Source organism: Vibrio ostreicida, from assembly GCF_013074385.2.
In the GTDB taxonomy this organism is placed as follows: Bacteria; Pseudomonadota; Gammaproteobacteria; order Enterobacterales; family Vibrionaceae; genus Vibrio; species Vibrio ostreicida.
Map to the genome: position 1 here is coordinate 1 of NZ_JABEYA020000004.1, position 25,338 is coordinate 25,338.

The window sequence follows — 25,338 nt, forward strand, 5'->3', positions numbered from 1 at the left end:
CAACGTGAAACGCAGTGATAATAAGGTGTGGCAGCCAGGCAGATTTGTTGGTTGCGTGCTCGTGTCATGATGGTGCCTAGGGATGGAATGAGAATGTCACGACTGTAACGGTTTCTTTTCTAGAAAGCGGAATAAAGATAAGTAGTTACGAGGCAGAGTTGATTTTTCTGCTGGGCGTCATACTTTGCTTACAAGTGCCTGTCCTTGTTTAAAAACGCTTGTTTAAAAACGCTTGTTTAAAAACGCCAGATCACCTCATGCAAGCTGTTCAGCTAAATCCACTTGAAAATTAGTGGCGACAAAATGGCGACAACTGTCAATTGACCTCGGTTCTAGTCGGTTATTGTCAGTATGTCGCCATTGTTCAACTTATTTAGTTTCTATATAAATCAGTTGTTTAAGCAACATCGGTGTCATCTGCGATGAAACCACCCGTTTGGTGGGCCCAAAGTTGCGCATAGATACCTTTGTTCTGTATCAGCTCCTGATGGGTACCTTGCTCAACGATTTGCCCCTTATCTAACACAATCAATCGGTCCATTGCTGCGATCGTGGATAAGCGGTGGGCAATGGCGATCACGGTTTTACCTTCCATTAACTCATTGAGACTTCCCTGAATCGCGGCCTCGACCTCTGAATCGAGTGCTGATGTGGCTTCATCAAGAATGAGCAAAGGGGCATCTTTGAGTAAAACACGAGAGATAGCAATACGTTGCCTTTGCCCTCCTGAGAGCTTAACACCGCGTTCGCCAACTTGGGCATCGTAACCTTGGTTGCCAAACGGGTCGTTGAGGGCTTCGATGAATTCGTGTGCATGAGCTTGTTTTGTTGCGCGCAGCAGTTGTTGTTCTGAAGCCTCTGGGTTGCCATAAAGAATGTTGTCACGAATGGAGCGATGTAGTAGCGATGTATCTTGGGTCACCATTCCTATATTGCTGCGCAATGAATCTTGTGTGACGTCTGAAATTACCTGACCATCTATTTTTATCGCCCCATCTTCTACATCATGAAAGCGCAATAATAGGTTGACCAGGGTCGATTTTCCGGCACCAGAACGTCCTACAAGTCCCACTTTTTCTCCGGGCTTAATATTGAGATTGAGGTGACTGAGAACACCTTTATTTTTTTCGCCGTAGTGGAAGCTAACGTTATCGAACTCTATTCCCCCTTTGTCGACAGACAAAGGTTTGGCATTGGGCTTATCTTCGATGTCGATTGGTTTGGAGAGCGTTTTCATTCCATCGACGACGGTCCCCATATTCTCAAAGAGTGCGCCAACTTCCCACATTATCCACATGGACATACCATTGATACGCAGTGCTAAGGCGATCGCGATGGCAATGGCTCCGACACTGATAGAATTGTCCATCCAAAGATAAATTGAGAATGCACTGATGGAAAACACCAGTAAATAGTTGGTAATTTCAACGGCAACATCGAAGCCAGTGACTAGACGCATTTGACGATAGACGGTGTTGAGGAAACCGCGCATACCATTTTCTGCGTAGGTCGTTTCGCGCTTGCTATGAGAAAAGAGTTTTACCGTCGCAATATTGGTGTAACTGTCGACGATACGGCCTGTCATCGTCGAACGCTCATCGGCTTGCTTTGAGGCGATTTGTTTGAGCTTTGGGACGAAATACAATTGAATGCCAATGTAAATCATCAGCCATGCCAGCATTGGAATGACTAAACGCCAATCTGCTTGGGCCAGCAAAACCACGATCGCAGTAAAGTAGACCAAGACGTAAACAAAGACATCCATTGTCTTCATTACGGTTTCTCTCACTGCCAAAGAGGTTTGCATTACCTTAGTTGCAATACGCCCGGCAAAATCATCTTGATAAAAGTTGAGGCTTTGTTTGAGCAAATAGCGGTGTGCTAACCAACGAATGGACATCGGGTAGTTTCCGAGCAATGTTTGATGAATGAGCAGAGAGTAGGTAACCACTAATATAGGCATGACTATCAGCAGTAATCCACCGTATAACATCAACTGTGACTGATTTTCTTGCCAAAAAGTCTCTGGGTTGCTGTTCGATAGCCAGTCAACCAGATTGCCCATCGCACCAAAGAGCGAGACTTCTACAATGGCGACTATCGTCGCCATAATTGACATAATGATCAGTGGTACTTCAAAGCCTTTAGTGTAGTGGCGACAGAATGCAACTACACCATCAGGCGGCTGTGATGGGTCATCACTTGGAAAAGGTTTTGTGAATCCTTCAAATTTTTTAAACATAATGGGTCCTAATATCCAACGCTAAACAACGAAATGGATAGCAATAGCGTTCATAGATAATGTTATCGTTTACTGTGCTAAATGTAACGAAATATCAATATATTATGATGTGACGAAAAGTATATTATTCAACCAGATCGATGATAAAGTCATAGTGACAATAAAAATCACTGTATAAAGGTGTATTTTCAGTAATAATGGTTACTTTATCCGGTTGAGATAATGTAAATTCAGGCAAATTTGTTTTAACATTATGTCTACAATTCAGGCTAAATAAGTGTGAAATATGAGTCTGTTGCTATGTCAAATCCACAAGTACAGTTAGACAATCCCGTTTTATTGCCTCAGAACGCGAATTGTGTAGTGATGGTGCCACCTAAAGAGTTTGCTTTTAATGCTGAAACCGCTCAGGACAATGAGTTTCAGAATCAGGTCAATGAGACAAGGGCTCATATTCGACAACAAGCGATGCAAGAGTTTGATGCGATGGCACAGCAGTTGCGTCAGGCAGGTGTGCAGGTGGTTGAATTTGATTACCCAGTAGGGAAGATCGAAACCCCTGATGCCGTTTTCCCAAACAACTGGTTCAGTACAACATCAGATGGGGCTCTTTATACTTTCCCTATGGCGTGTGAGAACCGCCAGCAGGAAGTACGCCCTCAGGCCTTGCGTGAAGCGTTAGAAAAAGCCGGACGAGCGGTTGAGTCACAACCATCATTGACGGGCTACCTGGCTGAAGACGCTTATCTTGAAAGCACGGGAGTGATGGTGATTGACCATGTGAACCGTACTATTTATGCGGCCTTATCTCAACGTTGTGATCGAGAAGTATTGGAAGATTATGCCGAGCGCATCGGCTATCCAAGAGTTGTCTCTTTTCAGACAGCGCTACCTTCAGGCAAGCCGATTTATCATACCAATGTCATGATGGCGATTGGGGAAAAGTTCTGTGTTATTTGTGATCAAGTGATCCCTGAATTTGAACGCCGGTTTGTCCTCAAATCACTGGCAAAAAGTAAGCAGGTTATTTCAATCAGTCTCGACCAAATGAATCAGTTTTGCGGCAATATATTAGAGTTGGAGAACCGGGACGGTGAGAAAGTCATCGCTATGTCTCAGTCCGCTTATGATGCATTTTCACCCTTACAACTCTCGCAGTTATCTGGTCACGGGCAGTTGTTCCCCTTCAATGTCAAAACCATTGAATCGATTGGCGGTGGAAGTGTTCGCTGTATGTTGGGTGAGGTTTTCTTAGCTCGTCGTTAAATCGAGTTTGAACAATCGCCTGTTCAACGACAGGCGGTGCAAATGATACCGTTTGCTTTACAAGTGGCTAGGTTAGCTCTTATTCTGCGAGGACGGCGGAATGAATGAGACAGTGGCCTAATGTTGAAAAACAGTGAACTTCCTTCAATGAAGGCGCTACGTGCATTGATTGCGGTGGCACATCACCAAAGCTTCTCAAAAGCCGCGGTAGAACTTTGTGTGACTCAGGGGGCCGTCAGCAAGCAGATTGCCCTCCTCGAAAAAACGGTTGGTCAGCCACTGTTTTCAAGGCAGCTCAATGGCATGGAACTTACCCCTGCGGGTCGACAATACTTACCTAAAGTGGTTGAAGCGCTAGAGGTTATTCAACACGCGACCGCCAGCCTTATTCAAAGCGATACTGACCGAGAACTCTTAAACATTGATGTGACTCCCTCATTGGCCAGTTTGTGGTTACTGCCTAATATTGAAGACTTTTGTCGGCGGCATACTCATCTTCAGGTCAAAGTCCGTACTCGTGAGGATACGCCTTCAAGGCTGGCTGGAGACGGTGATCTTGTTGTACGTTGCTTACCTCTATCTGACCACTATGAGCACAGCGAGTTACTCTGCCATGAAAGACTGTTATTGATCGGTGAGGGTGTATTTAATTCTCATGACCTCGACGTTGGGTCGCTGTTAACACAATATCGATTAATCCCTCATACCACCAGACCACAGTTGTGGGAATGGTTCAAACAGGAACATCAATGTACTGGGGCAATGCACTATTACAGCGTGGGTTATGAGCATTTTTACTTGTCACTTGAGGCGGTGAAGCGTGATAAGGGGTTGGCCTTGGTTCCAGACTTTATGGCGCGAGAAGCCTTGCACAGCAACGAGATCAGTAATCCACTTGGGTTGAGTATATTAAGTGGTTACGGTTATTATCTGAGCGTCCCTAATTACAGGCTTGTGGCCAACAAGGTCCAGTGGTTTAAGACATGGCTTAAGCAAGCGTTGTTAGAAAGCTCATTGTGTCGAGAATTTAACGGCTTGCTCTGAATGGGGCAAGCCGTTGCTGTCATTGTGCTATTTAATTAGCCCGGCCTCTTTATAATATTTGAGCGCACCGGGGTGAAGGGGAGCGGAAAGGCCATCATTGACCATCTCTTCTTTCTTCAGGTTAGCGAAAGCGGGATGTAATCGTCTGAAATCATCAAAGTTGTCAAAAACGGCTTTGACAATATGATAAATGACTTCATCGGGCACCTTGGTTGATGACACAAATGTCGCGCCAACACCGAATGTTTGGGTATCCACTGTATTCCCTTTGTACATTCCACCGGGTACCGTTGCGGTGCGATAGTAACTTGCATCGGACAAGAGCTTATCGACCTCAGGGCTGGCAACGGTGATGATGTTACTGTCACATGATGTGGTGGCTTCTTGAATGGCACCACTTGGGTGGCCGACCACATACACCATGGCATCAATTTTGTTGTCACAAAGCGCCTTAGATTGTTCGGCCGCTTTCAGTTCTGAAGCGAGTTTAAAATCGCTTTTTTGCCAACCATAGCGTTCCATCAGTACTTCCATGGTGCCGCGTTGTCCAGAACCTGGGTTGCCTATATTTACACGTTTACCCTTAAGATCTTCAAATCGTTTGATACCAGAATCCGCGCGTGCAACCACGGTAAAAGGTTCAGGGTGGACGGAGAAGACGGCTCTGAGTTCTTTAAATGGCCCAGCCTTTTCAAATTTACTGGTACCATTATAGCCGTGATACTGCCAATCAGATTGTGCGATGCCAAGATCAAGCTCCCCAGCACGTATGGTATTGATGTTGTAAATTGATCCGCCCGTTGATTCAACGGAGCAGCGTATACCATGTTCTTTTTTTGCCTTATTGACTAAACGACAAATCGCACCGCCCGTTGGATAATAGACGCCAGTGACGCCGCCTGTACCAATAGTAACAAACTTATCTTGTGCCAACGCCGAAAATGTGGTCCCTAAAAGTGCGGCTGTGCATGCCGCTGTCATTACGCTTTTTAGTAATGTCATAACAATTCCTTTTCATTCACTGTCACTGATCCCCGTCAGTTTTACTTGGAGGGCCTGAATCAGTCGCGTTTAGTGCCCTGCGAAAACTATAAGCGTCATCATGAAAAACGTTGAATAATTTATTAATTTTTATGAGGTTTCTCACCTGATCTGCGTTAGTTCGCGCTGGAATTTCCATAGGGGTCATATGATTGTTCTCAAAGCCAACACGCACATCCAGACCGAGTAAGAGAGCAGAGAGCAGGCAATCTTGCTCTTTGCTGCCGAATGCACAAATGGCGACGCGAACATTGTGCTGTTCAAAGGCATCGATGTTGAGCCGCTTTAAGTCCCAAGGACTGGCTTGATGTCTGTTTTTATAGCGCCCTAACACGACGAGAGCATGTTGGTTTTGGCATGGGAGTACCCCTAAAGATCGCAGCAAAAAAAATCGGTCAATATCGGATTGATCATAGAGGATGATTTGGCTCACAATCGCCTGCTCGACGGTCCAAGCAAAGAAATCCTTGGCCACTTGATAGCAGGATTCATCTGCGACTAACTCTCGCAGTGCAAAGGAAGCGGCTTCGGGTTGGATCGCTCTAATCAGGTCCATTTGCTGCTCTGGGGTATACCTTCCGACGGCTTCCGTGGTCAATTGAACAAGGAGAGTATCGCCTACCGCCTGTTTTACTTTGTTATAGAGGCGTCGGTTGGTTTCAATATCTAAACTATGATGTCCGTCTTTATCTCGTGCATGAAGGTGGACCATTGCCGCCCCAGCGTCCCTACACGCAATTACTTCAGACACCATCTCTGACTCAGTCATGGGCAAGTTAGGGTGGTCTGTTTTTGTTTTGAAGGCCCCGTTGGGAGCGACGATAATGGCCCGGTGATTGGATGTTAACCCCATGACTTTGATACCTCTAATAAAGTGGTTTTTAGCTTGCTGACCAACTCTTCAAGGTGATGGTTTTCGATAATAAAAGGGGGAGCCAACAAGATGTGATGGCCGTTTTGTCCGTCAATAGTCCCCGGCATCGGATAACACATTAGGCCATTTTCCATTGCCTGATGTTTAATCGCCAAGTGCGCTTTTGTCTCGATGTTGAGTGGGCTTTTATCGGTTTTGTCCTTGACGAGTTCAAGGCCTAAAAACAAACCTTTACCACGGATGTCTCCAGTAAAGGGGAAATCGCCCAGCTCGCTGAGTAGTAAATTTTTGAGCTGGCGGCCCTGCGTGTTGACGGCGTTTAGCAAGTGATCCTGTGTAATGGCTTCCAATGTGGCGAGGGCCGCCGCACAAGCCATTGGGTGCGCCATAAATGTGTGGCCATGCTGGAAAAATCCGCTACCGTTGGCGATGGTGTCATAGATTCGATCACTACTGAGGGTGGCGCCAATGGGTTGATACCCCGCCCCTAGCCCCTTTGCTATACAGACCAAATCGGGGTCTATGTGCTCTTGTTCGAACGCAAACATGGTTCCACTTCGACCTACGCCACACATGACTTCATCGAGAATCAGCAATACATCATAGCGATCACAGATTTCCCTAATACGTTTAAAGTAGCCTTGTGTTGCAGGCACGGCGCCAGCGGTCGCTCCGACAATAGGCTCTGCAACAAATGCCATCACATTTTCCGCGCCGAGCTGCAATATTTTTCGCTCTAACTGATTAGCACAACGCAGAGAATAGTCTTGCTCTGACTCTTGTTCTCCTTGATAGCGATAAGCATAACAAGGTTCAATGTGGTGGCTGGTGGTCAGCAATGGTAAGAAGGGAGCACGACGCCATTCATTCCCGCCGACGGCGAGCGCGCCGAGTGTATTGCCGTGGTAGCTCTGCTGACGGCCAATAAACAGCGTTTTGTTTGATTGACCCCTTTCAACAAAATACTGACGAGCCATTTTCAAGGCAGATTCAATGGCTTCAGAGCCACCGCTGACAAAATAAGCATGGTTAAACTGGGCTGGCATTAGAGCACAGAGTTGGGAGGCGAGTTGTTCGCACGCTTGGTTGGTAAAGAAGCCAGTGTGGGCAAAAGGGATTTGCTCCATTTGGTTGGTAATGGCTTGTTTGACTAAAGGGTGGCTATGGCCAAGGTTTGATACCGCCGCGCCTCCGCAAGCATCCAAGTAAGCTTTGCCCGTGCTGTCGTAAAGATACACGCCTTTACCATGGCTGATCACAGGCAGATGACGATGGCAGTGTCGATGAAATACATAGGACATAAAGGAGACTCTTTGATGACTGTCCCTTTATCGTGGTTGATGAGAAGGCAAGCTTCAAGTGATTAAAAGTTGACCGCAATGAGTTTTTGGAATACCCCTCGATGTGATAGACCAATGGACGCGTAAGCGAACATTGGCCTTTATTTTATCAACGGCGGTTGTTGTTCCACTTCTCCAAACCTAATACCAAAGCAAAAGCACAAACCATCAGTGCCAGCGCTAAACCGAGTTGAGCGGGTTGTGAGGTGATGGTTTCAAAGTCAAAAGGTGACAAGTTTTTCTCTAGCAATGGGACTTGTTCGCCACTTGAGTTGGTGCGCCAGCTCAGTGTTTCTTTCCATGGCCAGATTTTTGGGAGAGTACCAATCATGAGTCCGGTGAGAAAAACCAACGTCAAGTCTCTAAATCGGTTGAGCAGGAAATTGAGCAGGTGTGAGAAACTAAGTAGGCCGATGACACATCCACTCACAAATAGCGCCAGTACAGGGGTATTGAAGGATTTGACGGCGGCTAATATAGGGCCATACATCCCGAGCATGAGCAAAATGAAGCTACCAGAAATACCGGGCAAAATCATGGCACAAATCGCAATCGAACCTGCGAGTAACACGTTGAAGTGGGTAGGTTCAAGCTGCAGAGGGTGAATCATGGTAATGCTGAACGCCACTCCGACCCCAAGAATCAGAAAAGCCAGCCGGCTGGCACTTTTGGTTTCGATCTGTTTAAGCATGTGAAAGACCGACACCAGTATCAGTCCAAAAAAGAACGACCACAGCGGTATGGGGTGGGTAAGCAGCAGCCAGGATATCAATTTCGCCAGAGTCGCAATGCTCGTCAAGACCCCACTGAATAGAGCAACTAAGAACAAGCCATTAATGTGGCGGAATGCGGCGGATAGCCCCTCACGTTTTGCTAAGCTCAGCAAGCGCGGATTAATACGACGGATGCTTTCAAGCAGAGTATCGTAAATCCCAGTAATGAAGGCAATGGTACCACCGGAAACGCCGGGCACGACGTCAGCAGCGCCCATGGCTAAACCTTTAAGGAAAGTAGATAGGCAATTCATTTGGTTCAATGGTTTAGGTTTGGTTTTGGGATTATATAGGATAACGATCAGAAAAGTACTCAAAAATAGAATTGACAGAATAATTTATAAGATACTTGTTTGATATCGATTTGCACTTTTTTGCAAAATGCGATTATCATTTTGCATATTTATTATAATAAATTGGCCAAAAATTGGACCAATATTCCGATTTTTGGGGGTGTGAAAGTTGGCACGTATTATGCTTTATTAAGAGTGACCCTTATTAAGCCGAGGGTCACCTAGCCAACTGACGTTGTTAGTGAATGAATTTTGTTCACACTATATATAGGCCAATCGCACTCTATTGCGGTTGGTTTTTTTTTGCCTGATAGACCAATAGGTTCTGCGACTCTTCCAGACAATTTCCAAGCTTTTACTCGACAAACTGGACCAATTTTATTAATAATGTCGCCTTCTTTTTGAAACTTTACCCTTAGATATAGGGTCGAGGTGTTGAAGTGGAGTGGGGCTTTCTCACTGTAAAGAGGATATTTTTACAACACAAAATTCAAGCAAAGCCTGGAATTGTTACAACACCTTAGTAGCAATCTGGCACAGAGCATAGGCTCTGAACTCGTTAGGGAAGATGAGTGATAAACTATTAAGAGGTTATATGAATCAGATAATTTCAGTTGGACCACTAGAATCTTTCCTTATTGCTATTGGCGTTTTATTTTTGGGCCACTTTGTCAACGCCAAACTACCTATCCTGAAAAAATTTAATATTCCTGAGCCGATCGTTGGTGGTTTACTCGTTGCCGTTCTTATCACTCTCGTTCATTTTAATGGCGTGAGTTTGGAATTTTCATTGCCTTTGCAAAACACCTTTATGCTGATGTTTTTTAGTACCGTTGGTTTAGCGGCCAACTATACACAGCTTATGAAAGGTGGGGCGAAAGTGTTCATCTTTCTCGCAGTGGCATCGTTCTACATTATCATACAGAACGGTGTGGGGGTTTCATTGGCAACCGCTCTGGGGCTAGATCCTCTGATGGGGCTGATCGCGGGTTCAATTACTCTGTCTGGTGGGCATGGAACCGGAGCGGCTTGGTCGCAGACTTTTACTGAGACGTATGGCCTATCTAATACCTTAGAAATTGCGATGGCATCTGCTACATTCGGCTTAATTGTTGGCGGTATTATTGGTAGCCCAGTCGCACAGAAGTTAATTAACAAGAACAAGTTGGAATCGGCTTACGGCACTGGGACACAGACTCATGAAAAATTTCCAGAGCTAGTGACTTACAACGAGCATGAAGAAGATAAAGTGACCGCGAAAAAAGTCATCGAAATTCTTTTTGTGCTGCTGATTTGTGTCACAGGGGCGAAGTATCTGGAGCAATGGGTCAGTGGTTTAGGCATTAGCTGGCTAATGATACCTGATTTTGTTTATGCTTTGTTCATCGGTGTGTTTATCACCAATATACTTGAGGTGGCTAAAGTACACAAAGTGGATGTTGAGACGGTCGACATTCTCGGTACTGTATCGCTATCCTTGTTTCTTGCGATGGCACTCATGAGTTTAAAACTGTGGAATATCTTTGACTTGGCAATTCCGTTCTTGGTCATTCTCTCCGTTCAATCTGTGATTCTGGGTATTTTTACTTATGTTGTGACCTTCAAAGTCATGGGGTCGAATTACGATGCCGCCGTCATTGCTGGGGGGCACTGTGGATTTGGTTTGGGGGCAACGCCAACCGCGGTGATGAATATGGGATCGTTGGTCAATAAGTATGGACCATCGCCTCAAGCCTTTATGGTGGTGCCTATTGTCGGCGCATTTTTCATCGATATTGTTAACCTAGTGATCCTTCAAGGGTATATTTCTTTCATCGGCTAGGTGGTGATGGTCTTGTTTGATGGAAGCAGGCCTAATCACAGGCCTGCTTTTTTATCAGTGATCCAAATACAGGTAATTTTGCCAGCTCTTCATACGAATCAGTACTTTACGCATAATCGATACATGGGTAAATGTCTCTGAATAAACGGCGACTTCAACGGCTGTCCCCATAGGTAAGTGAAAATCAGACAAATCATCACGTACCTTAAGTGTTACGAAAACACGGCCACTTGTGCGCAGAGCGTCGGTTCCCAGCAGTGCACCACTGGCTTGAAACTGACTCTCACCAATCGCAGGTAGAACATCGACAACTTCTCCTTTAAATACCTTACCCGGCAGGGCTTTGAACATAAACTCGGCTTCAAAGCCCGGTTTAAGGCGTTGGAGTGAGTTCTGACGGAAAGCGGCAGTGTAGAGCGTGGCTTCAGTATGAACAAAAGTCATCACTGGGGCCAAAGGTAAAGGGACGGCCATCACTCCGGGGCGCAGAGCAAGCTGGGTGACAAAACCGTCGGTGGGTGCGGTGACAACCGTTTGTTCGAGATCGAATTCAGCTTGGCGACGTTGAGCAAGCAGTCTCGCCACGGTGGTATTTTCACCGCCGATTTCAGAGTTTAAGTTAATTTCCGCTTGTTCAACTTTGGCTTGTGCGACCTTTACACCTGCTTCCGCTGCTTTAAAAGCTTGTTGGCGGGTATCCAATTGCTGTTCTGTGAATGCCCCTTTGTTATACCCTGCCTGATAGCGTGCAAATTCCCTTTTTGCCTTATCACGGTCTGCGATTGCTTGAGTTTGTGCGGCTTGCGCTTCCTGTAATTCGGATTCTAACCCCAAAGCCCCTTGACTGGCCTCTTTAATCTGAGCTTCAATTTTATCCACTTCGGCTTGAAAGGGAGTCGGGTCAATCTTAAATAGAACCGCTCCTTTTTTCAGTGGTTTATTGGGTTCAACAGGGACTTCAATGACACGGCCACGTACTCCAGAAACAATCGGCGTACTTGAATACACTTGGTTACCCAGTTGGGTAAAAGGGTGATTGTAATTCATGAGAAGAATCAAGGTCCCGACCAGTAAGATACCGCCTAGTGCAGCGGTGGGCACGGTCCATTTGTTAAGAGGGATCTTAAAGAGTTTGAAAAGGGCAATACATAGAGCCGCGTAGGTCAGAATCAATAGTAAATCCATTATTGTTCCTCCCCATTTGATTCATTCTTTGCAGTGTTAACGTCTGCTTGTTGTTTTTTTATATTATTGATGTCTTGTTGAAGCGTCTCGACTTGATCGATTAGGGCATAAACCCTGTGATGAATATCGTGTTGTTCCTGCTCAATTTTTTGGAAACCCCACCCTCTCTCTTGGCGCCATAATGTGGCCCAGATCCATAGAAAAGGCCAAATAGCATGCAGAGTAAACAAGCTGACCCAGCCTGCATAGTGAATCGCATCTTGATGCGGGTGACCGCGTTGTTTGGCAATTTCATAGGGAATATCGTGGATAACTATGATTCCGTAAAAAATGACCAAGGCGACGAAAATCAATAGGCCGAGAGCGAAGTAATCTAAAAACATGCCGATGTTCCTGTTATCGTTAGTATGCAATACATTAAGTATAGGAATAGTCGAGCAATATTATAGCGGTGTTTACTTCGGTGAAGACGTGAATAAAAAAGACATCTTTGGACTTTGAACCGTTCCTGACACATAAATAGCGAATGAATGGACAAAGGGTATCAATTTAAGCGTGATAATATGGTGCTTTTACTTACTCAGTGCAGACCTGATTGCGGCCATTGGCTTTGGCGCGATACAGCGCTTTATCAGCGCGGTAGAAGGTTCGCTGAGTATTTTCCCCATCCCGGTGCAGCGTGATCCCAATACTGACGGTTAGCCCACGTTCACCCAGTATTTTTTGCCAACCAAACTTGAAAATACGTTCTCGATAGTTCTCTGCGTGCATCGTGGCTTGATCAAGGTTGGTGTTTTCAAGGATGACCAAAAATTCTTCGCCCCCAAAACGTACGACTGACGCCCCTCTAAATTTAAAGTAGCTTGACAGTTCGTGGGAGACATTCACAATCGCTTTATCGCCGACGAGATGACTGAGTTCGTCATTAATTGATTTAAAGTGGTCTATATCAATCACCATGATGGAAAAAGGCACGTCATGCAGAAGAAGATCTTTCAATTTCATGTCCAACCAACGTCGATTACGGAGATTGGTCAGTGGGTCGGTAAACACATCCTGCTGTAATTTGGCGACCGTGTGTTTCTGACTTTCGGTGGTTTCTTTGAGTTCACGATTTTCGAGTTCAGACAAGATCAGTTTGAGTTGTAACTCAAAACGGGACAGTCGCCTTAGCTGCGCAGCACCCAGCTCAACGATAGGGATCTGTTTCATCAAATCATTTTCGATGCGAAAAGCGCGTTTTTGACACTCTAGGGCCTGTTTAAATTCACCTTGTTCCTCATAAAGGTTTCCAAGGGCATTGTTCAACTGGAGATTAAGAACAGGGGATGCGTAACGTATGATTCTCTTTTGTGTGCTCTCTAATACCCAATTGGCTAGGTGAGGCTTATTTAATTCGGTAAGGCTTTGTGCGAGCTCTAATCGAATCATGATCGATAGCCACATTGACTCTAAAGTGCCGGGGTTGTATCGGACTTTTCCAAGGCAGCCTATGGCTTGTTGGTTTTGGTCTAAGCGACGGTAAACCTTAGCTTGATAGAGCAGTATTTGCCCTGCGAGTATTTTGTCACTGACCAGAATGGCTAACTCTGAACATTCTTTCAACAAGTCCTTAGCGGCTGAGCTGCGATTAAGTTCTATGTAGCAGGCAAGCATACATAGTTTATAGCGAAGACGAAGAGCGCGGCTAAAGATAGCATGATCGATACTGTCAATTTTCTGATAATAGCGCAAAGCGCGACTGTGATCGCCGTACGCATCACATAAATTTCCCATACCAAGTACTGCCAATACGTAAGCGTCAATCTGGCTGTGTTCAACAGCGATAATCGATGAGGATATAAATTCTTGTAACGCGCCTGAATAGTCACCGGATTGGTAAAGTCGATCAGCAAGGTGTTTTTTAACGTCCAGCAGCAATTCGGCATCGGCGGGTAGCGTAAGATGTTCGAGAGCCCCTTTGAGTTCAACAATGCTCGCTTGTGGTTGCTGGAGTAGGCTTCGATATTCAGCACTCACAATGAGACTTTGTGCCTTTTCTTCTGGCGTGGTCGCTATATGCTGGCGGATGTGGTTCCAAAAAATGATCGCCTCTTCCCCAGTGACTGAAGATACATCTAAACCGGACTCGGCTATCTTATTAAGTAAGGTTTCCATTATGTAATTCCAATGGTTGAGTCTCTTCTAGCTGATCGAGAGTGAACGGGAACGTCAGAATATCCTGAAAAATAACTTTCGGTAGGCACTTATTTAGCCCTTTTCTATGCCAAGGGTAGATTTCAATCATTTTGGCCAGTACATGAAAAATTTCCAGCGCGGCTTCGTCCCGTTCAGCGAGTAACAGCCCAAACCGATCACTGCTGAGTCTGGATAACAAATCGTGATGATGGCACAGGGAATGGGCGAGTTCTGCACAGACTTCAAGATAGTCAGAATCCGGATGTTGAATAACAATAACCGAACGATTTGAATGTTTTAGCTCGGTCTTAAATTGGACTAATTGTTCCCACCAGTAAATCTCTGACACCATTTGACTGAGTTGTTTATCTGGGTCGTATTCATGTTGGCCACGAATTCGGTTAATTAACTTTCTTGCGCGCTGCTCGAGTTGACGCTTTGATGCTCGAGCTCTGTCATTGCTCACTCTGGCGGTCTGTTCACGGAGAATGTCAATGGAATACTTACGGTACTTCTGAAACGCCCGCAGTGCCGTTTTGTGATCGTTTTGTACCTCAGCGACTCGGGATTGTTGGAAACAAATTTGCGACAACAGTTCACCGTTATCGAAAGCGTTGGCGGAACGCTCAGCCTGAACCAGCAAACTCGCGGCTTTCTCGGGCCGTTTTCGCAATAATTCAAGTCTCGCCTGACTAATAAATGAGTGCGCTTTCATCCAAACTAAGTTATGTTTTTCAGCGAGATCCTGCGCTTTTTTTGTCGCAACTTCCGCATCTTCAATTCGCTCAAGCCCAAGCAGAGCTAACCCTCGAAAGTCCCACACTTCAGCTTGCAGTGTCTTGTCATCATGATCTTTTAAGGCTTCCAAAGCCCCATCAAGTGAGGTGAGCATTTCAACATAATTATTGAGCAGGTAGAGATCCCATGCGAGCAAAATTCTAGCTTTGCCTTCCAACCAACTGATTCTGGTATTGTTGGCGACCGTGACCGCCAGTTCGTGCGTGGTACGAGCTAGCTGGTACTCGTGGGTCATACGCCAGACGTTGCCCAAGCCAATCAAAGATTCAATTTGAATCTCTATTTCGTCGATCAGAGCTGATTGTTCAAGGGCATTAATCCAAAACTGCTGGGCAGAGTAATATTTTGCCTGCCCCCAAAAATGAAGAGCATGAATGTGCAGAATTTCGGGAAGGAAATCGTCGGTATCCATTGCATTGAGCCTACTATAGGCTTCTTTAATGTGCTTTAACCCACGTTTATGGTCTTTCAGGAGCAATGAGCAACGGGACATGATGATCAGGCACTGAACTGAGCCTTCTAAGTATAAGGTTTGGTCGGTGCGAATCACACATTGCTCAGCCATCGCGAGTGTTTTTTGCGGTTCACTCTCAACTCGTGCCCTTAAATGCTCAATCTCTGTTTCCAGTAGGTGTTGGCTTTTATCCAATGAGTCAGTCCCTAAACAGCTAGGTTCACAAATAATACGAAAGTATTATAAAAATAGCGGCTGATTCAATTCTAGTAAAAGCTTTTTTGCGCCATTTGCTTGGTGGCGCGCTTCACATCAATTGTTATGACAATAGCTCGCGAAGTGTTAAGGGTGAAACCGTGAGTCCTAACTTCTGCGCTGCTGTTATGCCGCTCTTTCCCTGATAGCATAAATTATGCCATGCTCGAAATATATCCAGCATTGGCATTAGCCCCCCTGGGCGAAGTTTACGTCTGGGCTCATTGATAAAGCTTTCAAAAAGTGTTTGAAACCTTTGCTGATAAAATCGGGTCTGATTAAGGCTGGCTCTATTAAGCCACTCTTTTGGTTGATTATTCGCCCCTGCCAGATAGCAAATCCCTTTTGAGGATTGGCCAAAAGACGAGATGGCCCAACGGTCTCGCCACCAGCCCATATGGACAATATCAATCTTTCCAACAATTTGATGTGTACTCCAGTTCTCATCTTCTTCGACATACATAAGGTCGACATTTTGACGCTTTATCCTTGGCAAACATACACTGAGTGCCGCCGAGCGCAGAACGGGATCCTGAGGCAGATAAATAGAAACCTGACGTTCACTGTGGCATAAATCCAGTACGTGAAGAAAGTGGGCGTATGATGTGTAGGGAGGACGGATCAACGCGCCTTTTGATGGATAATGGAAGGTCGTCAAATTACCCATGGGATCTTCAACATTACCTCGCGCTAGAATGGTTTGGTATTGTTGATCAATTCGCTCTCGCAGAATGGCGGAGGGCTCTGGGACTGGCATACTGGCTTCGGAGCAATGATCGCGTGAAACAAAACGAGCCGGAGACTGATAAGGGTCGTGGTCAAGGCTACCTTGAGGTTCTTCATTGTTGGCATAATTGACGTGTTGGCAGAGGATATAGCCAGAATGAGCTTCTCCGGTGGCGATCCAAAAAACGCCATTATTACTCTTGGGCTGCAAAGATGAAAAACACGACGCCAGTTCATATTTTTCAGCATGATTAACCCAGCGCGCGTCAAACATGGCCAATTTTCTGCGGCACCGACTGGCGATATGATCGAGGTGGTCGTAAAACGTTTTTGGGTTTATTTCTAGCTTACGACATATTTCTCGTACCGAGTAACCAGTAAAGAGAAGGCCTAAGAGGTTTTCCTGAAAAGACAGTTTCTTGTTATCACCTGACCATTTATCAACAAAAGTGGATTGGCATAATTTGCAGCGATAACGCTGACGGTCGCCGCTGTAACCAAAAGCGTGATAGAGGTGTTTGTGGGTGTGAACGGAGATACCCGCATTGTCACAGTCTTGATTGCGACAAGTGGGTAAGCCATCACTATGGAGTTGCCTTAAACGATGCAGTTCGTTTAAGACTTCATGATTATTAAGTAAGGGGGGGAAAGCACCACACTCCCGACAAACCATCGAAGGTCGCTTAGGATTAGCATGTTGCACCACGTATCGATGTGCATCGCTCAATCCAAAGTTGTCACACGCCAATGTTTTACAAAAGTTGAGTTGTAAGCCTTCAGCTTCCTCGGGTAATCTACCGGTCGTCACTTCCACCCCCTCGGGACTATTGGGGCTACCAACGTTGTTTTCGCTGGCAGCAAACCTTAGGTGATCAGATGTTGATGGCGGTTTCTAAAGCCACTTTCATCATGTCATTGAACGACTCTTGGCGTTCTTCTGAACTCAATTTTTCACCGCGAGTGATGTGATCTGATACCGTTAAGATGGTCAGCGCTTTTGCACCAAGATCAGCCGCAACACCGTAGATTCCTGCGGCTTCCATATCTACGCCGAGAATGCCCAGTTTCTCCATTTTTTCAAAAATGTCCGTTTCAGGGGAATAGAAAAGGTCAGCAGAAAATACGTTACCTACTTTAACTGGTACGTTTTGAGCTCGGGACTGATTGACGGCTTCCTCAAGTAAACCAAAATCAGCGATAGCGGCAAAATCGTGGTCATTAAAGCGGATACGGTTGACTTTAGAATCAGTCGAAGCGCCCATGGCGATGACCACATCCATTAGCTTAACATCTTCTCGAACTGCGCCACAGCTGCCAACGCGAATAATATTTTTGACCCCATATTCTGAAATCAGCTCGTGAGCGTAAATGCAGCTTGAGGGGATGCCCATACCATGACCCATAACAGACAAACGCTGGCCTTTGTACGTCCCCGTATAGCCGAACATGTTACGAACGTCACACACTTGTCGAACGTCCTGTAGAAAATTCTCTGCGATGTACTTGGCGCGAAGGGGATCGCCTGGCATGAGAATGGTCTCAGCGAAATCACCGGCTTGGGCGTTAATATGTGGGGTTGCCATAGTTGTTACTCCGATTTTATTAGCGATCTTTTCTAATGATTACTAATTTTGTTGACTCTCAGAAATTGATTGAGGAGATACTAGCTAGATATGACCATAACCCTTGAGATCTGAGTCACAAAAGTGTTCGTTTTTAACCCTATCAATAACATTGATAACGTTTTTTGTTGAAATGGTTAGAGCAATCGATTTGGCAAATCGATTGCTTGAATGTCGAAGAAAAATAACCACGGTGACCTAGTCTGTTTTTAATTGTACAACTTATTTTATTGTATAACTTTAAGGATCTGTGCTAATACTTATACAAAAGTTATTTTTGTACACCTCAAACAGAGTGACAGGAGCATAAAATGAGCAATGTGATTAAAGTCGGTATCAGTTCTTGCGTGTTGGGTGAAAAGGTTCGGTTCGATTCTGGCCATAAGATCAGCAAGTTTGTGACCAAAGAATTAGCGCCTTACTTCGAATTTGTGCCTGTGTGCCCAGAAGTGGGGATGGGCATGCCTGTGCCAAGGCCGACGATTCGTTTAGTTACCGATGAAGAACGGATTTCATTGGTAGAGACCAAAGACCCGACCAAAGAATATACCGAGCAAATGATGGAATACTCACGAAACAAAATTACCGAGCTACAGCAAAGTGAACTTTGTGGTTACATTGTTTGTGCCAAATCGCCAACGTGTGGTATGGAGCGAGTTAAGGTGTACAGAAAAGGTGGGCCAGAAAACATTGGCGTAGGCTTGTATACGCAAGAATTGATGACGAAAATGCCTTGGCTACCTATCGAAGAAGATGGTCGATTGAATGATCCTGTTCTCAAGGAAAATTTTATTACTCGCATTTATACCTTGAAAGACTTTTACGATTCGATGGATGGGAACCCAACCGCAGGAAAAATCGTTGCTTTTCATTCACGATATAAATTGACGCTAATGGCGCATCACCCTCAGTCATATAAAGCATTGGGGCGTCTTGTGGCGAATATAAAAGATCGAGATATTAAAGATTTTTATGAGGAATATCGAGTCGGACTAATGCAGGCAGTGGCGCATCGTGCCAGTCGCAAGAACAACACCAACGTGCTTATGCATCTGCAAGGCTATTTTAAACGTGATTTGGCGAAACAACAGAAAGCAGAATTGTGTGGTGTGATCGATGAGTATCGCCAAGGGACATTACCTTTGCTTGCACCACTCACGTTGATAAAACATTATTTGGCGTCTTACCCGGATGACTACCTCGCGGAACAGGCGTTCTTGCAGCCTCATCCACAAGAGCTGAGATTGAGATACGGATTGTAAAATGAAGAAATACGCAATAAGAGAAATATCAGACCTGACTGGTGTCAAACCCGTCACTCTGAGGGCGTGGCAGCGCCGTTATAGCCTAATTGAGCCTGAACGTACTGAGAAAGGCCATCGACTTTACTCAGAACAGCATCTTCAGAGGATCAATGACATACAAAGTTGGTTAAATAAAGGGGTGTCCATTGGCAAAGTGAAATCTCTGCTTGAAGGAGGAGAAAGTGTTCAGGAGACCATGGTGGCCTCCCCGCTTTATTTGGAGGATGTAGAGTCGGTGTTGGATGCGTTGGCCAATCTCAACAAAGGCAGAGCGGAGACATTGATTCACTCGGTGATGAAAGAATACCCTCTAAACGTTGTTGAAACACAGTTCATCCAACCGATACTCAATGCATTGTCTCTGGTCCGACAAAATTTACGGTCCATACAGTTGGGGCTGTTCAATACCCTAATGTTTAACAAGCTGAATTCGATTATCGAAGCAGAGAATAAAGCGGCGCGAGAGGGCAAGTGCTTGTTTATTAGTTTTGAAGGTCAGGCTGATTTAGGGGCTCGCTTAGCTGCCCTTAGATTAGTCGAAGAGGGCCAGAATATGACGTTGATTGATGGTGTTGATGATCTGTCTGGGCTAGTGACTCACCCACGGGTACGGGAGTTTTCAATGATAAGTGTCTATAGCGACCATTCTATCAGCGATCATCAACTGGGGTTCATAAGGCAACTCCACGACACTTTCTCCGGTAAAATCATTTTGTCTGATATTTTGAGACGGTTACAGGGATAAACCATGCATCTAGTTTGGCTAAGACGTGATTTAAGAACGCTGGACAACTCGGCACTGATTAATGCGATAAATGCCGGCCAACCTGTGGTGTGCGTCTTTGTCGCAACTCCTCAGTCATGGCAGGAACATGGCTTGGCACCGATTCAGGCGGATCTCATCTATCGGAGGTTACAAGTACTCCAGAAAGAGCTGGAAGCACTGCACATTCCTTTTTTGTATAACGAAGTGGATTCCTTTCGAGAAAGCAGCGATTGGGTTGCTGAATTGGCAGTCAATTTAAACGCAAAAAAGGTTTGGTTGAATAAAGAGTATGAGTGGAATGAGCAAGTTCGAGACCAGTCACTGAGCGAACAATTAGCGAAATCGGGTGTTGAATATACAGCGATAGACGATAAGTGTGTACTCGCACCTGGCACTGTACTTAATCAGCAAGGGCATTACTTTAAGGTGTTTACGCCGTTTAAAAGAGCGTATTTGGCCAAATTGGATCATGCAGGTTTTGAGGTCAGAAAACCGACTTTGGTGTCACCTAGCCAGCCATTAGATTATCTCGGCTGTATGACGGTTTCAGAGCAAATACCTTTTCATTACCCGCGTCAATCTAGTGCTCATTATGTTATTGATACCGCCTCGATCATTCAGAAGTTGCGGGATTTTGAACACCATCGTGTGGATCAGTATGACCATCACAGAGATTTTCCAGCAATGGCGGGGACCAGCCAGCTTTCGCCTTATCTTGCCATTGGCGCCTTGTCAGTCAGGCAGTGCTTAGCGCGTCTTAAGCAAGGGCAAACTTCGCCGTTCAGCCAAGGACGTGAAGTTTGGCAAAGTGAATTGGTTTGGCGTGAATTTTATCAGCATTTGATTCACTTTGAAGCCAAATTGAGTAAAGGACGTGCTTTTCTGGAGTGGGGAGAACGTCTGATATGGGATAACGATCCTGCAAAAATACAAGCATGGAAACGCGGTCAAACGGGCTATCCGATTGTTGATGCGGCAATGCGACAGCTTAACCAGACAGGATGGATGCACAACCGATTGAGAATGATCGTGGCCAGTTTTCTGACGAAAGATCTTCACGTTGACTGGAAAGTTGGCGAGCGCTATTTTATGAGTAAACTGGTTGATGGGGATTACGCGGCGAACAATGGAGGCTGGCAGTGGTGCGCGTCAACTGGATGTGATGGCCAACCATATTTTCGTATTTTCAATCCGACGACTCAGGGTGAGAGGTTTGATCCCGACGGGCGTTTTGTCCGGAAATGGGTCCCCGAACTGACCCCAGTCCCCGACAAATTTATACATCAGCCTTGGAAGTGGAGTGGTGTTAAAAGCTTGTCATATCTGGCACCGATTGTTGATCACAAGACAGAAAGAGAAGTAACCTTAAGCCATTACAAACAAGCAAAGGGAACGTGAGATGCTGCGATACATGCTGGCTCTTTGTGGGGGTTTTAGCGCGTCACTACTGGCGGCGACATATGAATTGCCACCAGAGGGCAGCAGTCTGGTGGGACGGACACAATATCACCAAGTACAAAGTGGTGACACCATCGCCGATATTGCAAAGCAGTATGATGTAGGTTTTCTGACTCTAATGGCCGCTAACAAAGGTATTGACCCATTTCTGCCGGCAAAAGATTATGTCTTGACGATCCCGACACGCATTATACTCCCGGACGTTCCACGTGATGGTATCGTGATTAATCTTGCTGAGTTAAGATTATATTACTTTCAGCCAACCAAGAATCAGGTTGATATTTTCCCTGTGGGGATTGGGCGAGTTGGGCGGGATACGCCAGAAATGGTAACGTCTATTAGTCAAAAACGCGTCAACCCAACGTGGACGCCCCCCAAGTCGATTCGTAAAGAGTACCGTGAAAAAGGCATTACCCTTCCTGCTGTTGTTCCATCTGGCCCAGATAACCCACTCGGAGACTACGCGATGCGTTTGGCCTATGGTATTGGCGAGTACCTTATTCATGGGACCAATAAAGAGTTTGGTATTGGTTTGCGAGTGAGTGCGGGATGCATTCGTATGGATCCTGAGGATATCGATTGGCTATTTCCTAGAGTGAAACGTGGAGAAAAAGTCCGCGTCATCAACCAACCCGTAAAAGTGGCGTTGGAACCTGATCGCAGTGTTTTTCTTGAAGCGCACGAGCCGCTGACAAGAAGCGATGGCAGTCAAATTGATTTAGAAATCCCGCAAGCATTGAAATGGTGGTTAGACGAGTTTAACTTTTCAGATTCTAAAGCCCGTGCCGCCATTTTAGCAGAGAATGGTGTGCCGATAGAGGTGGTGTCTCCAGATTTGACGGTATCTAGTGCCGTCGATTGAATAGGGGGGCTCACTTTTGAGAATGGAAAGGGGGAGGTTGGCATCTGCTTAACTGGACACAGAGATAAACTTTTGTGAATAGACAAATAAGACGTCCACTTTATCTTTCTTGTAATCAATGCCTTATTCATTGTTGATCGTATTATAAATATTCATAGAGGTTTATTGGGCATATCGGGTCGTTTTTGGAAAAATAGAGTCTGTTCCCTGTCGTCTCACTATCGATAAGAGAGACACCTAAGCGTTGGCAGGAACACTCTTAATCAGATATTTTTTTGAAATCACTAGAGGTAAGTATGTCCGTAACATTTTTAGGCCAAACCGTTGCATTATCCGGAGTCTTTGCACAGCAAGGTAAGCTACTTCCATCGTTTGAATTATGCGATAAAGATCTGTCCGATTTTGGTCTGGATAGATTTGAAAGCAAAAAGGTTATCATTAATATTTTTCCAAGTATTGATACGCCCGTATGCGCGAACAGTTGCCGCGCCTTCAACACGCTTGCTGAAAAAATGGAGAACACCGCTGTCCTTTGCGTTTCTGCTGATTTGCCGTTTGCGTTAGCGCGTTTTGTTGACACGGACGGTCTTGAAAATATCACGGTTGCTTCTTTCTTCCGTCATTCAAATTTTGCCAACGATATGGGTGTGCTGATCAAAGAAGGCGCTTTGCGCGGATTGGCCTCCCGTGCGGTACTTGTTGTGAATGAATTCGGGAAAGTTATACACGCACAATTGGTCTCGGAAATTACTGAAGAACCTGATTACGACAGCGTTTTAAACGTTGTTCAAGGTGAAAACTAATGGAGGAGTGTTTGTATTGATGGGGCTCTTGGCATCAACGTGGTCACTGGCCAGCTTTGATGTCACTCAGAAAACCGCAGGATGAGATCCGTGTCCAAGCAAAAGCTTATCTGGTTAACCTTACGCAGTCGATCGTATTGGCCCGATTTAGTGACACAAACATAAAGGCAAAAGTGGCGGCATGAGATTAAGCCGCCAATATATCGCCAATTATCGTTTGGTTATTAGTTAACTCATTGATTATAAATGGCTATTTAAATTCGTTAATCTTACTTAGTATAAGACTGAGCAATGTTGTCGATACGATCGTTGGCGCGATCGGCTTCTTCCTGCGCGGACATCGCGTCAGATTGAAGGGCTTTTACATCTTTACTCAGTTGGCTGACCTGATTACTCAGCTCATCAAGTTTTGCAGAGGTGGCTCCATTGGTTCCGGACGCACAACCGGCTAGAAAAAGTACAGAAGATGCCGCTGCTGCGATCAACATTTTGTTCATGGATGAACTCCTTGGCTGTTAGGTATCAAATAAAGGGTGTCTACTATATTTTGCTTATATAGTGACGATTAATAAAGCGTAGACATTAGACATGATTCTAGACTGCAAAATGCATAAAAAAGTCAAAACTAGCCAAGAGTTTAGACAAAATTTCAATTAGTAGAGTTATCTCTCATTGGAAAAGGGATTGAGAGTTGATGCCTGAAAGCAACTTAAGACCAAATCATGCAAGGTGAGATAATTTTATGTGATCGCTATCCTGTACTGAGCTTTCACGGTATCATGTCGCGTTTTTGAAATTTTTTGCGTTTGAGCCATTCTTTAAGCACGGCTTACTCGCACATATTAACTTGGAGAGTACTTTGCACTTTAAAGATTTAGGCTTGGATAACCGCTTACTGAAAAACCTCAACCACCTTGCTTTCAAGAAGGCGACAGAGATACAGCAACAAGCCATTCCGGTGTCGATTGCTGGTAAAGATCTGTTGGCTTCATCGAAAACTGGTTCAGGAAAAACATTGGCGTTTGTGCTTCCTATGCTCCACAAGTCGTTAAAGAACAAGTCCTTTTCTGCCAGAGACCCTCGTGGCGTCATTCTAGCCCCAACTCGTGAATTGGCGAAGCAGGTTTATGGGGAGCTGCGTACCATGCTCGGTGGCCTATCCTATGATGCGACTTTGATTGTCGGTGGTGAAAACTTCAATGATCAGGTTAACGCTTTGCGCCGTTATCCTAAGTTTATTGTCGCAACCCCAGGACGATTAGCCGATCATCTTGAACACCGTTCTTTGTATCTTGAAGGTCTGGAAACCTTGATTCTGGATGAGGCTGACCGTATGTTGGATCTCGGGTTTGCGCCCGAGCTTCGTCGGATCAATGCGGCAGCCAAACACCGACGTCGCCAGACATTGATGTTTTCGGCCACGCTTGATCATGCTGAAGTGAATGGTATTGCCGCTGAAATGCTGGATGCGCCAAAACGGATTGCGATCGGTGTTTCAAATGAAGAGCACAAAGACATTACCCAGCGTTTCTATCTTTGTGATCACCTCGACCACAAGGAAGCCATTTTACAACGCATCCTTGAGGAAGCTGAGTATAAGCAGTTGATTATCTTTACCGCCACCCGAGTGGATACTGAGCGTCTGACCGATAAGCTGAATGCTCAAAAACTCAAGGCCATTGCGCTAAGTGGTAACCTTAATCAGACACAGCGTAATACCATCATGAGTCAGTTTGAGCGTGCCGTGTTTAAAATTCTGGTGACAACCGATGTCGCGTCTCGTGGTCTGGACATTGCTACGGTGACCCATGTGATTAACTTTGATATGCCGAAGCATACGGAAGAGTATGTTCATCGCGTTGGACGAACCGGTCGAGCTGGGAATAAAGGGGATGCAATCTCCTTGGTTGGCCCTAAAGATTGGGATAGCTTCAAACGCGTAGAAGCCTACTTGCACCAAGACCTCAACTTTTCTGAACTGGAAGGTCTTAAAGGTAAGTTTAAAGGCCTAAAACCAGCCAAAGCTGACTATCGCGGCGGTAACAAAGCCACTAAGAAAACCAAACCAAACGCGAAAAAGGCGGCGAAAAAGCCAGCGAAGAGAGATAAAAGCTTTTATCAACATGTTGCAGTGGGTGATACCGTCTTCATACCTAAAAAGAAAGTCGCCCCAAAAGTCGACGACGAGTAATCGAGTAAGCCACCTTATCTGGTGGCTTTTTTATTTCGTCT

At 45.3% G+C, this 25,338-nt stretch carries 21 protein-coding genes; 9 read left to right on the plus strand and 12 right to left on the minus strand.

Features of this window, described 5'->3' with window-relative positions; genetic code table 11:
* Window positions 1-397: 397 nt before the first annotated feature.
* A complete protein-coding gene (locus tag HLM86_RS08150) occupies window positions 398-2,242 on the minus strand; it encodes an ABC transporter ATP-binding protein (protein WP_076589539.1) in 1,845 nt (614 codons plus the stop codon).
* 300 nt (window positions 2,243-2,542) lie between these two features.
* Here HLM86_RS08150 and HLM86_RS08155 point away from each other — a divergent pair, with 300 nt between their 5' ends.
* Both HLM86_RS08155 and HLM86_RS08160 read left to right on the plus strand, forming a co-directional pair.
* The gene (locus HLM86_RS08155; protein WP_170882571.1) at window positions 2,543-3,508 is read left to right on the plus strand and encodes an arginine deiminase-related protein; all 966 of its coding nucleotides are present in this window, start codon (window positions 2,543-2,545) and stop codon (window positions 3,506-3,508) included.
* A 120-nt stretch (window positions 3,509-3,628) separates the two neighbouring features.
* Window positions 3,629-4,552 (plus strand): LysR family transcriptional regulator, encoded by a 924-nt coding sequence (locus HLM86_RS08160; protein ID WP_170882572.1) that lies wholly within the window; start codon window positions 3,629-3,631, stop codon window positions 4,550-4,552.
* Window positions 4,553-4,579: 27 nt separating this feature from the next.
* On the opposite strand, the gene HLM86_RS08165 is transcribed toward HLM86_RS08160, so the two are convergent.
* From HLM86_RS08165 to HLM86_RS08180, 4 genes are all read right to left on the minus strand, one after another.
* Window positions 4,580-5,554 (minus strand): TAXI family TRAP transporter solute-binding subunit, encoded by a 975-nt coding sequence (locus HLM86_RS08165; RefSeq protein WP_170882573.1) that lies wholly within the window; start codon window positions 5,552-5,554, stop codon window positions 4,580-4,582.
* Between the two features lie 22 nt (window positions 5,555-5,576).
* Window positions 5,577-6,446, minus strand: a complete 870-nt coding sequence (locus HLM86_RS08170) for a beta-keto acid cleavage family enzyme (protein WP_170882574.1) — start codon at window positions 6,444-6,446, stop codon at window positions 5,577-5,579.
* The gene (locus tag HLM86_RS08175; protein ID WP_170882575.1) at window positions 6,437-7,768 is read right to left on the minus strand and encodes an aspartate aminotransferase family protein; all 1,332 of its coding nucleotides are present in this window, start codon (window positions 7,766-7,768) and stop codon (window positions 6,437-6,439) included. Before HLM86_RS08175 ends, HLM86_RS08170 begins: the two co-directional genes overlap by 10 nt.
* Before the next feature lie 148 nt (window positions 7,769-7,916).
* Window positions 7,917-8,834: a polyprenyl-phosphate transporter gene (locus HLM86_RS08180; protein ID WP_076589545.1), complete on the minus strand. Its 918-nt coding sequence runs from the start codon at window positions 8,832-8,834 to the stop codon at window positions 7,917-7,919.
* 634 nt (window positions 8,835-9,468) lie between these two features.
* Between HLM86_RS08180 and gltS the strand changes: the two genes are divergently transcribed.
* A complete protein-coding gene (gene gltS / locus HLM86_RS08185) occupies window positions 9,469-10,695 on the plus strand; it encodes a sodium/glutamate symporter (RefSeq protein ID WP_170882576.1) in 1,227 nt (408 codons plus the stop codon).
* A 54-nt stretch (window positions 10,696-10,749) separates the two neighbouring features.
* Here gltS and HLM86_RS08190 read toward each other — a convergent pair whose 3' ends face one another.
* The 6 genes from HLM86_RS08190 to deoD all read right to left on the minus strand — a co-directional run bounded on the left by HLM86_RS08190 (window position 10,750) and on the right by deoD (window position 17,874).
* Entirely contained in the window at window positions 10,750-11,880 is a 1,131-nt protein-coding gene (locus tag HLM86_RS08190; protein ID WP_170882577.1) for an HlyD family secretion protein, read from the minus strand.
* Complete coding sequence (locus HLM86_RS08195) at window positions 11,880-12,263, minus strand: DUF3302 domain-containing protein (protein ID WP_076589548.1); 384 nt, start codon at window positions 12,261-12,263, stop codon at window positions 11,880-11,882. The genes HLM86_RS08190 and HLM86_RS08195 overlap by 1 nt, the downstream gene beginning before the upstream one ends.
* 193 nt (window positions 12,264-12,456) lie before the next feature.
* Window positions 12,457-14,037, minus strand: a complete 1,581-nt coding sequence (locus tag HLM86_RS08200; protein ID WP_076589549.1) for a GGDEF domain-containing protein — start codon at window positions 14,035-14,037, stop codon at window positions 12,457-12,459.
* On the minus strand, window positions 14,021-15,505 hold the full coding sequence (locus tag HLM86_RS08205) for a hypothetical protein (protein ID WP_170882578.1): 1,485 nt from the start codon (window positions 15,503-15,505) through the stop codon (window positions 14,021-14,023). The genes HLM86_RS08200 and HLM86_RS08205 overlap by 17 nt, the downstream gene beginning before the upstream one ends.
* Before the next feature lie 124 nt (window positions 15,506-15,629).
* Window positions 15,630-17,099 carry a lactate dehydrogenase gene (locus tag HLM86_RS08210; RefSeq protein WP_076589551.1) on the minus strand — a complete coding sequence of 490 codons (1,470 nt, stop codon included), beginning with the start codon at window positions 17,097-17,099 and terminating at the stop codon, window positions 15,630-15,632.
* Between the two features lie 64 nt (window positions 17,100-17,163).
* A complete protein-coding gene (gene deoD, locus HLM86_RS08215) occupies window positions 17,164-17,874 on the minus strand; it encodes a purine-nucleoside phosphorylase (RefSeq protein WP_076589552.1) in 711 nt (236 codons plus the stop codon).
* A 350-nt stretch (window positions 17,875-18,224) separates the two neighbouring features.
* Between deoD and HLM86_RS08220 the strand changes: the two genes are divergently transcribed.
* The 5 genes from HLM86_RS08220 (at window position 18,225) to tpx (ending at window position 23,106) form a co-directional block, all read left to right on the plus strand.
* A complete protein-coding gene (locus HLM86_RS08220; RefSeq protein WP_076589553.1) occupies window positions 18,225-19,175 on the plus strand; it encodes a YbgA family protein in 951 nt (316 codons plus the stop codon).
* Between the two features lies 1 nt (window position 19,176).
* On the plus strand, window positions 19,177-19,962 hold the full coding sequence (locus tag HLM86_RS08225; protein ID WP_170882579.1) for a MerR family transcriptional regulator: 786 nt from the start codon (window positions 19,177-19,179) through the stop codon (window positions 19,960-19,962).
* Between the two features lie 3 nt (window positions 19,963-19,965).
* Entirely contained in the window at window positions 19,966-21,381 is a 1,416-nt protein-coding gene (gene phrB / locus HLM86_RS08230; RefSeq protein WP_170882580.1) for a deoxyribodipyrimidine photo-lyase, read from the plus strand.
* A gap of 1 nt (window position 21,382) precedes the next feature.
* Entirely contained in the window at window positions 21,383-22,303 is a 921-nt protein-coding gene (locus HLM86_RS08235; protein WP_076589556.1) for a L,D-transpeptidase family protein, read from the plus strand.
* Window positions 22,304-22,599: 296 nt separating this feature from the next.
* On the plus strand, window positions 22,600-23,106 hold the full coding sequence (tpx, locus tag HLM86_RS08240) for a thiol peroxidase (protein ID WP_076589557.1): 507 nt from the start codon (window positions 22,600-22,602) through the stop codon (window positions 23,104-23,106).
* 269 nt (window positions 23,107-23,375) lie between these two features.
* Here tpx and HLM86_RS08245 read toward each other — a convergent pair whose 3' ends face one another.
* Window positions 23,376-23,603 (minus strand): Lpp/OprI family alanine-zipper lipoprotein, encoded by a 228-nt coding sequence (locus HLM86_RS08245; RefSeq protein ID WP_076589558.1) that lies wholly within the window; start codon window positions 23,601-23,603, stop codon window positions 23,376-23,378.
* A 350-nt stretch (window positions 23,604-23,953) separates the two neighbouring features.
* Here HLM86_RS08245 and HLM86_RS08250 point away from each other — a divergent pair, with 350 nt between their 5' ends.
* A complete protein-coding gene (locus tag HLM86_RS08250; RefSeq protein ID WP_076589652.1) occupies window positions 23,954-25,297 on the plus strand; it encodes a DEAD/DEAH box helicase in 1,344 nt (447 codons plus the stop codon).
* Window positions 25,298-25,338: the final 41 nt, after the last annotated feature.

Excerpts from the sequence above, each read along its gene's own strand:
- HLM86_RS08150 (WP_076589539.1), bottom strand. The coding sequence starts at position 2,242 with ATGTTTAAAAAATTTGAAGGATTCACAAAACCTTTTCCAAGTGATGAC.
- HLM86_RS08155 (WP_170882571.1), top strand. The coding sequence starts at position 2,543 with ATGTCAAATCCACAAGTACAGTTAGACAATCCCGTTTTATTGCCTCAG.
- HLM86_RS08160 (WP_170882572.1), top strand. The coding sequence starts at position 3,629 with ATGTTGAAAAACAGTGAACTTCCTTCAATGAAGGCGCTACGTGCATTG.
- HLM86_RS08165 (WP_170882573.1), bottom strand. The coding sequence starts at position 5,554 with ATGACATTACTAAAAAGCGTAATGACAGCGGCATGCACAGCCGCACTT.
- HLM86_RS08170 (WP_170882574.1), bottom strand. The coding sequence starts at position 6,446 with ATGGGGTTAACATCCAATCACCGGGCCATTATCGTCGCTCCCAACGGG.
- HLM86_RS08175 (WP_170882575.1), bottom strand. The coding sequence starts at position 7,768 with ATGTCCTATGTATTTCATCGACACTGCCATCGTCATCTGCCTGTGATC.
- HLM86_RS08180 (WP_076589545.1), bottom strand. The coding sequence starts at position 8,834 with ATGAATTGCCTATCTACTTTCCTTAAAGGTTTAGCCATGGGCGCTGCT.
- gltS (WP_170882576.1), top strand. The coding sequence starts at position 9,469 with ATGAATCAGATAATTTCAGTTGGACCACTAGAATCTTTCCTTATTGCT.
- HLM86_RS08190 (WP_170882577.1), bottom strand. The coding sequence starts at position 11,880 with ATGGATTTACTATTGATTCTGACCTACGCGGCTCTATGTATTGCCCTT.
- HLM86_RS08195 (WP_076589548.1), bottom strand. The coding sequence starts at position 12,263 with ATGTTTTTAGATTACTTCGCTCTCGGCCTATTGATTTTCGTCGCCTTG.
- HLM86_RS08200 (WP_076589549.1), bottom strand. The coding sequence starts at position 14,037 with ATGGAAACCTTACTTAATAAGATAGCCGAGTCCGGTTTAGATGTATCT.
- deoD (WP_076589552.1), bottom strand. The coding sequence starts at position 17,874 with ATGGCAACCCCACATATTAACGCCCAAGCCGGTGATTTCGCTGAGACC.
- HLM86_RS08220 (WP_076589553.1), top strand. The coding sequence starts at position 18,225 with ATGAGCAATGTGATTAAAGTCGGTATCAGTTCTTGCGTGTTGGGTGAA.
- HLM86_RS08225 (WP_170882579.1), top strand. The coding sequence starts at position 19,177 with ATGAAGAAATACGCAATAAGAGAAATATCAGACCTGACTGGTGTCAAA.
- phrB (WP_170882580.1), top strand. The coding sequence starts at position 19,966 with ATGCATCTAGTTTGGCTAAGACGTGATTTAAGAACGCTGGACAACTCG.
- HLM86_RS08235 (WP_076589556.1), top strand. The coding sequence starts at position 21,383 with ATGCTGCGATACATGCTGGCTCTTTGTGGGGGTTTTAGCGCGTCACTA.
- tpx (WP_076589557.1), top strand. The coding sequence starts at position 22,600 with ATGTCCGTAACATTTTTAGGCCAAACCGTTGCATTATCCGGAGTCTTT.
- HLM86_RS08245 (WP_076589558.1), bottom strand. The coding sequence starts at position 23,603 with ATGAACAAAATGTTGATCGCAGCAGCGGCATCTTCTGTACTTTTTCTA.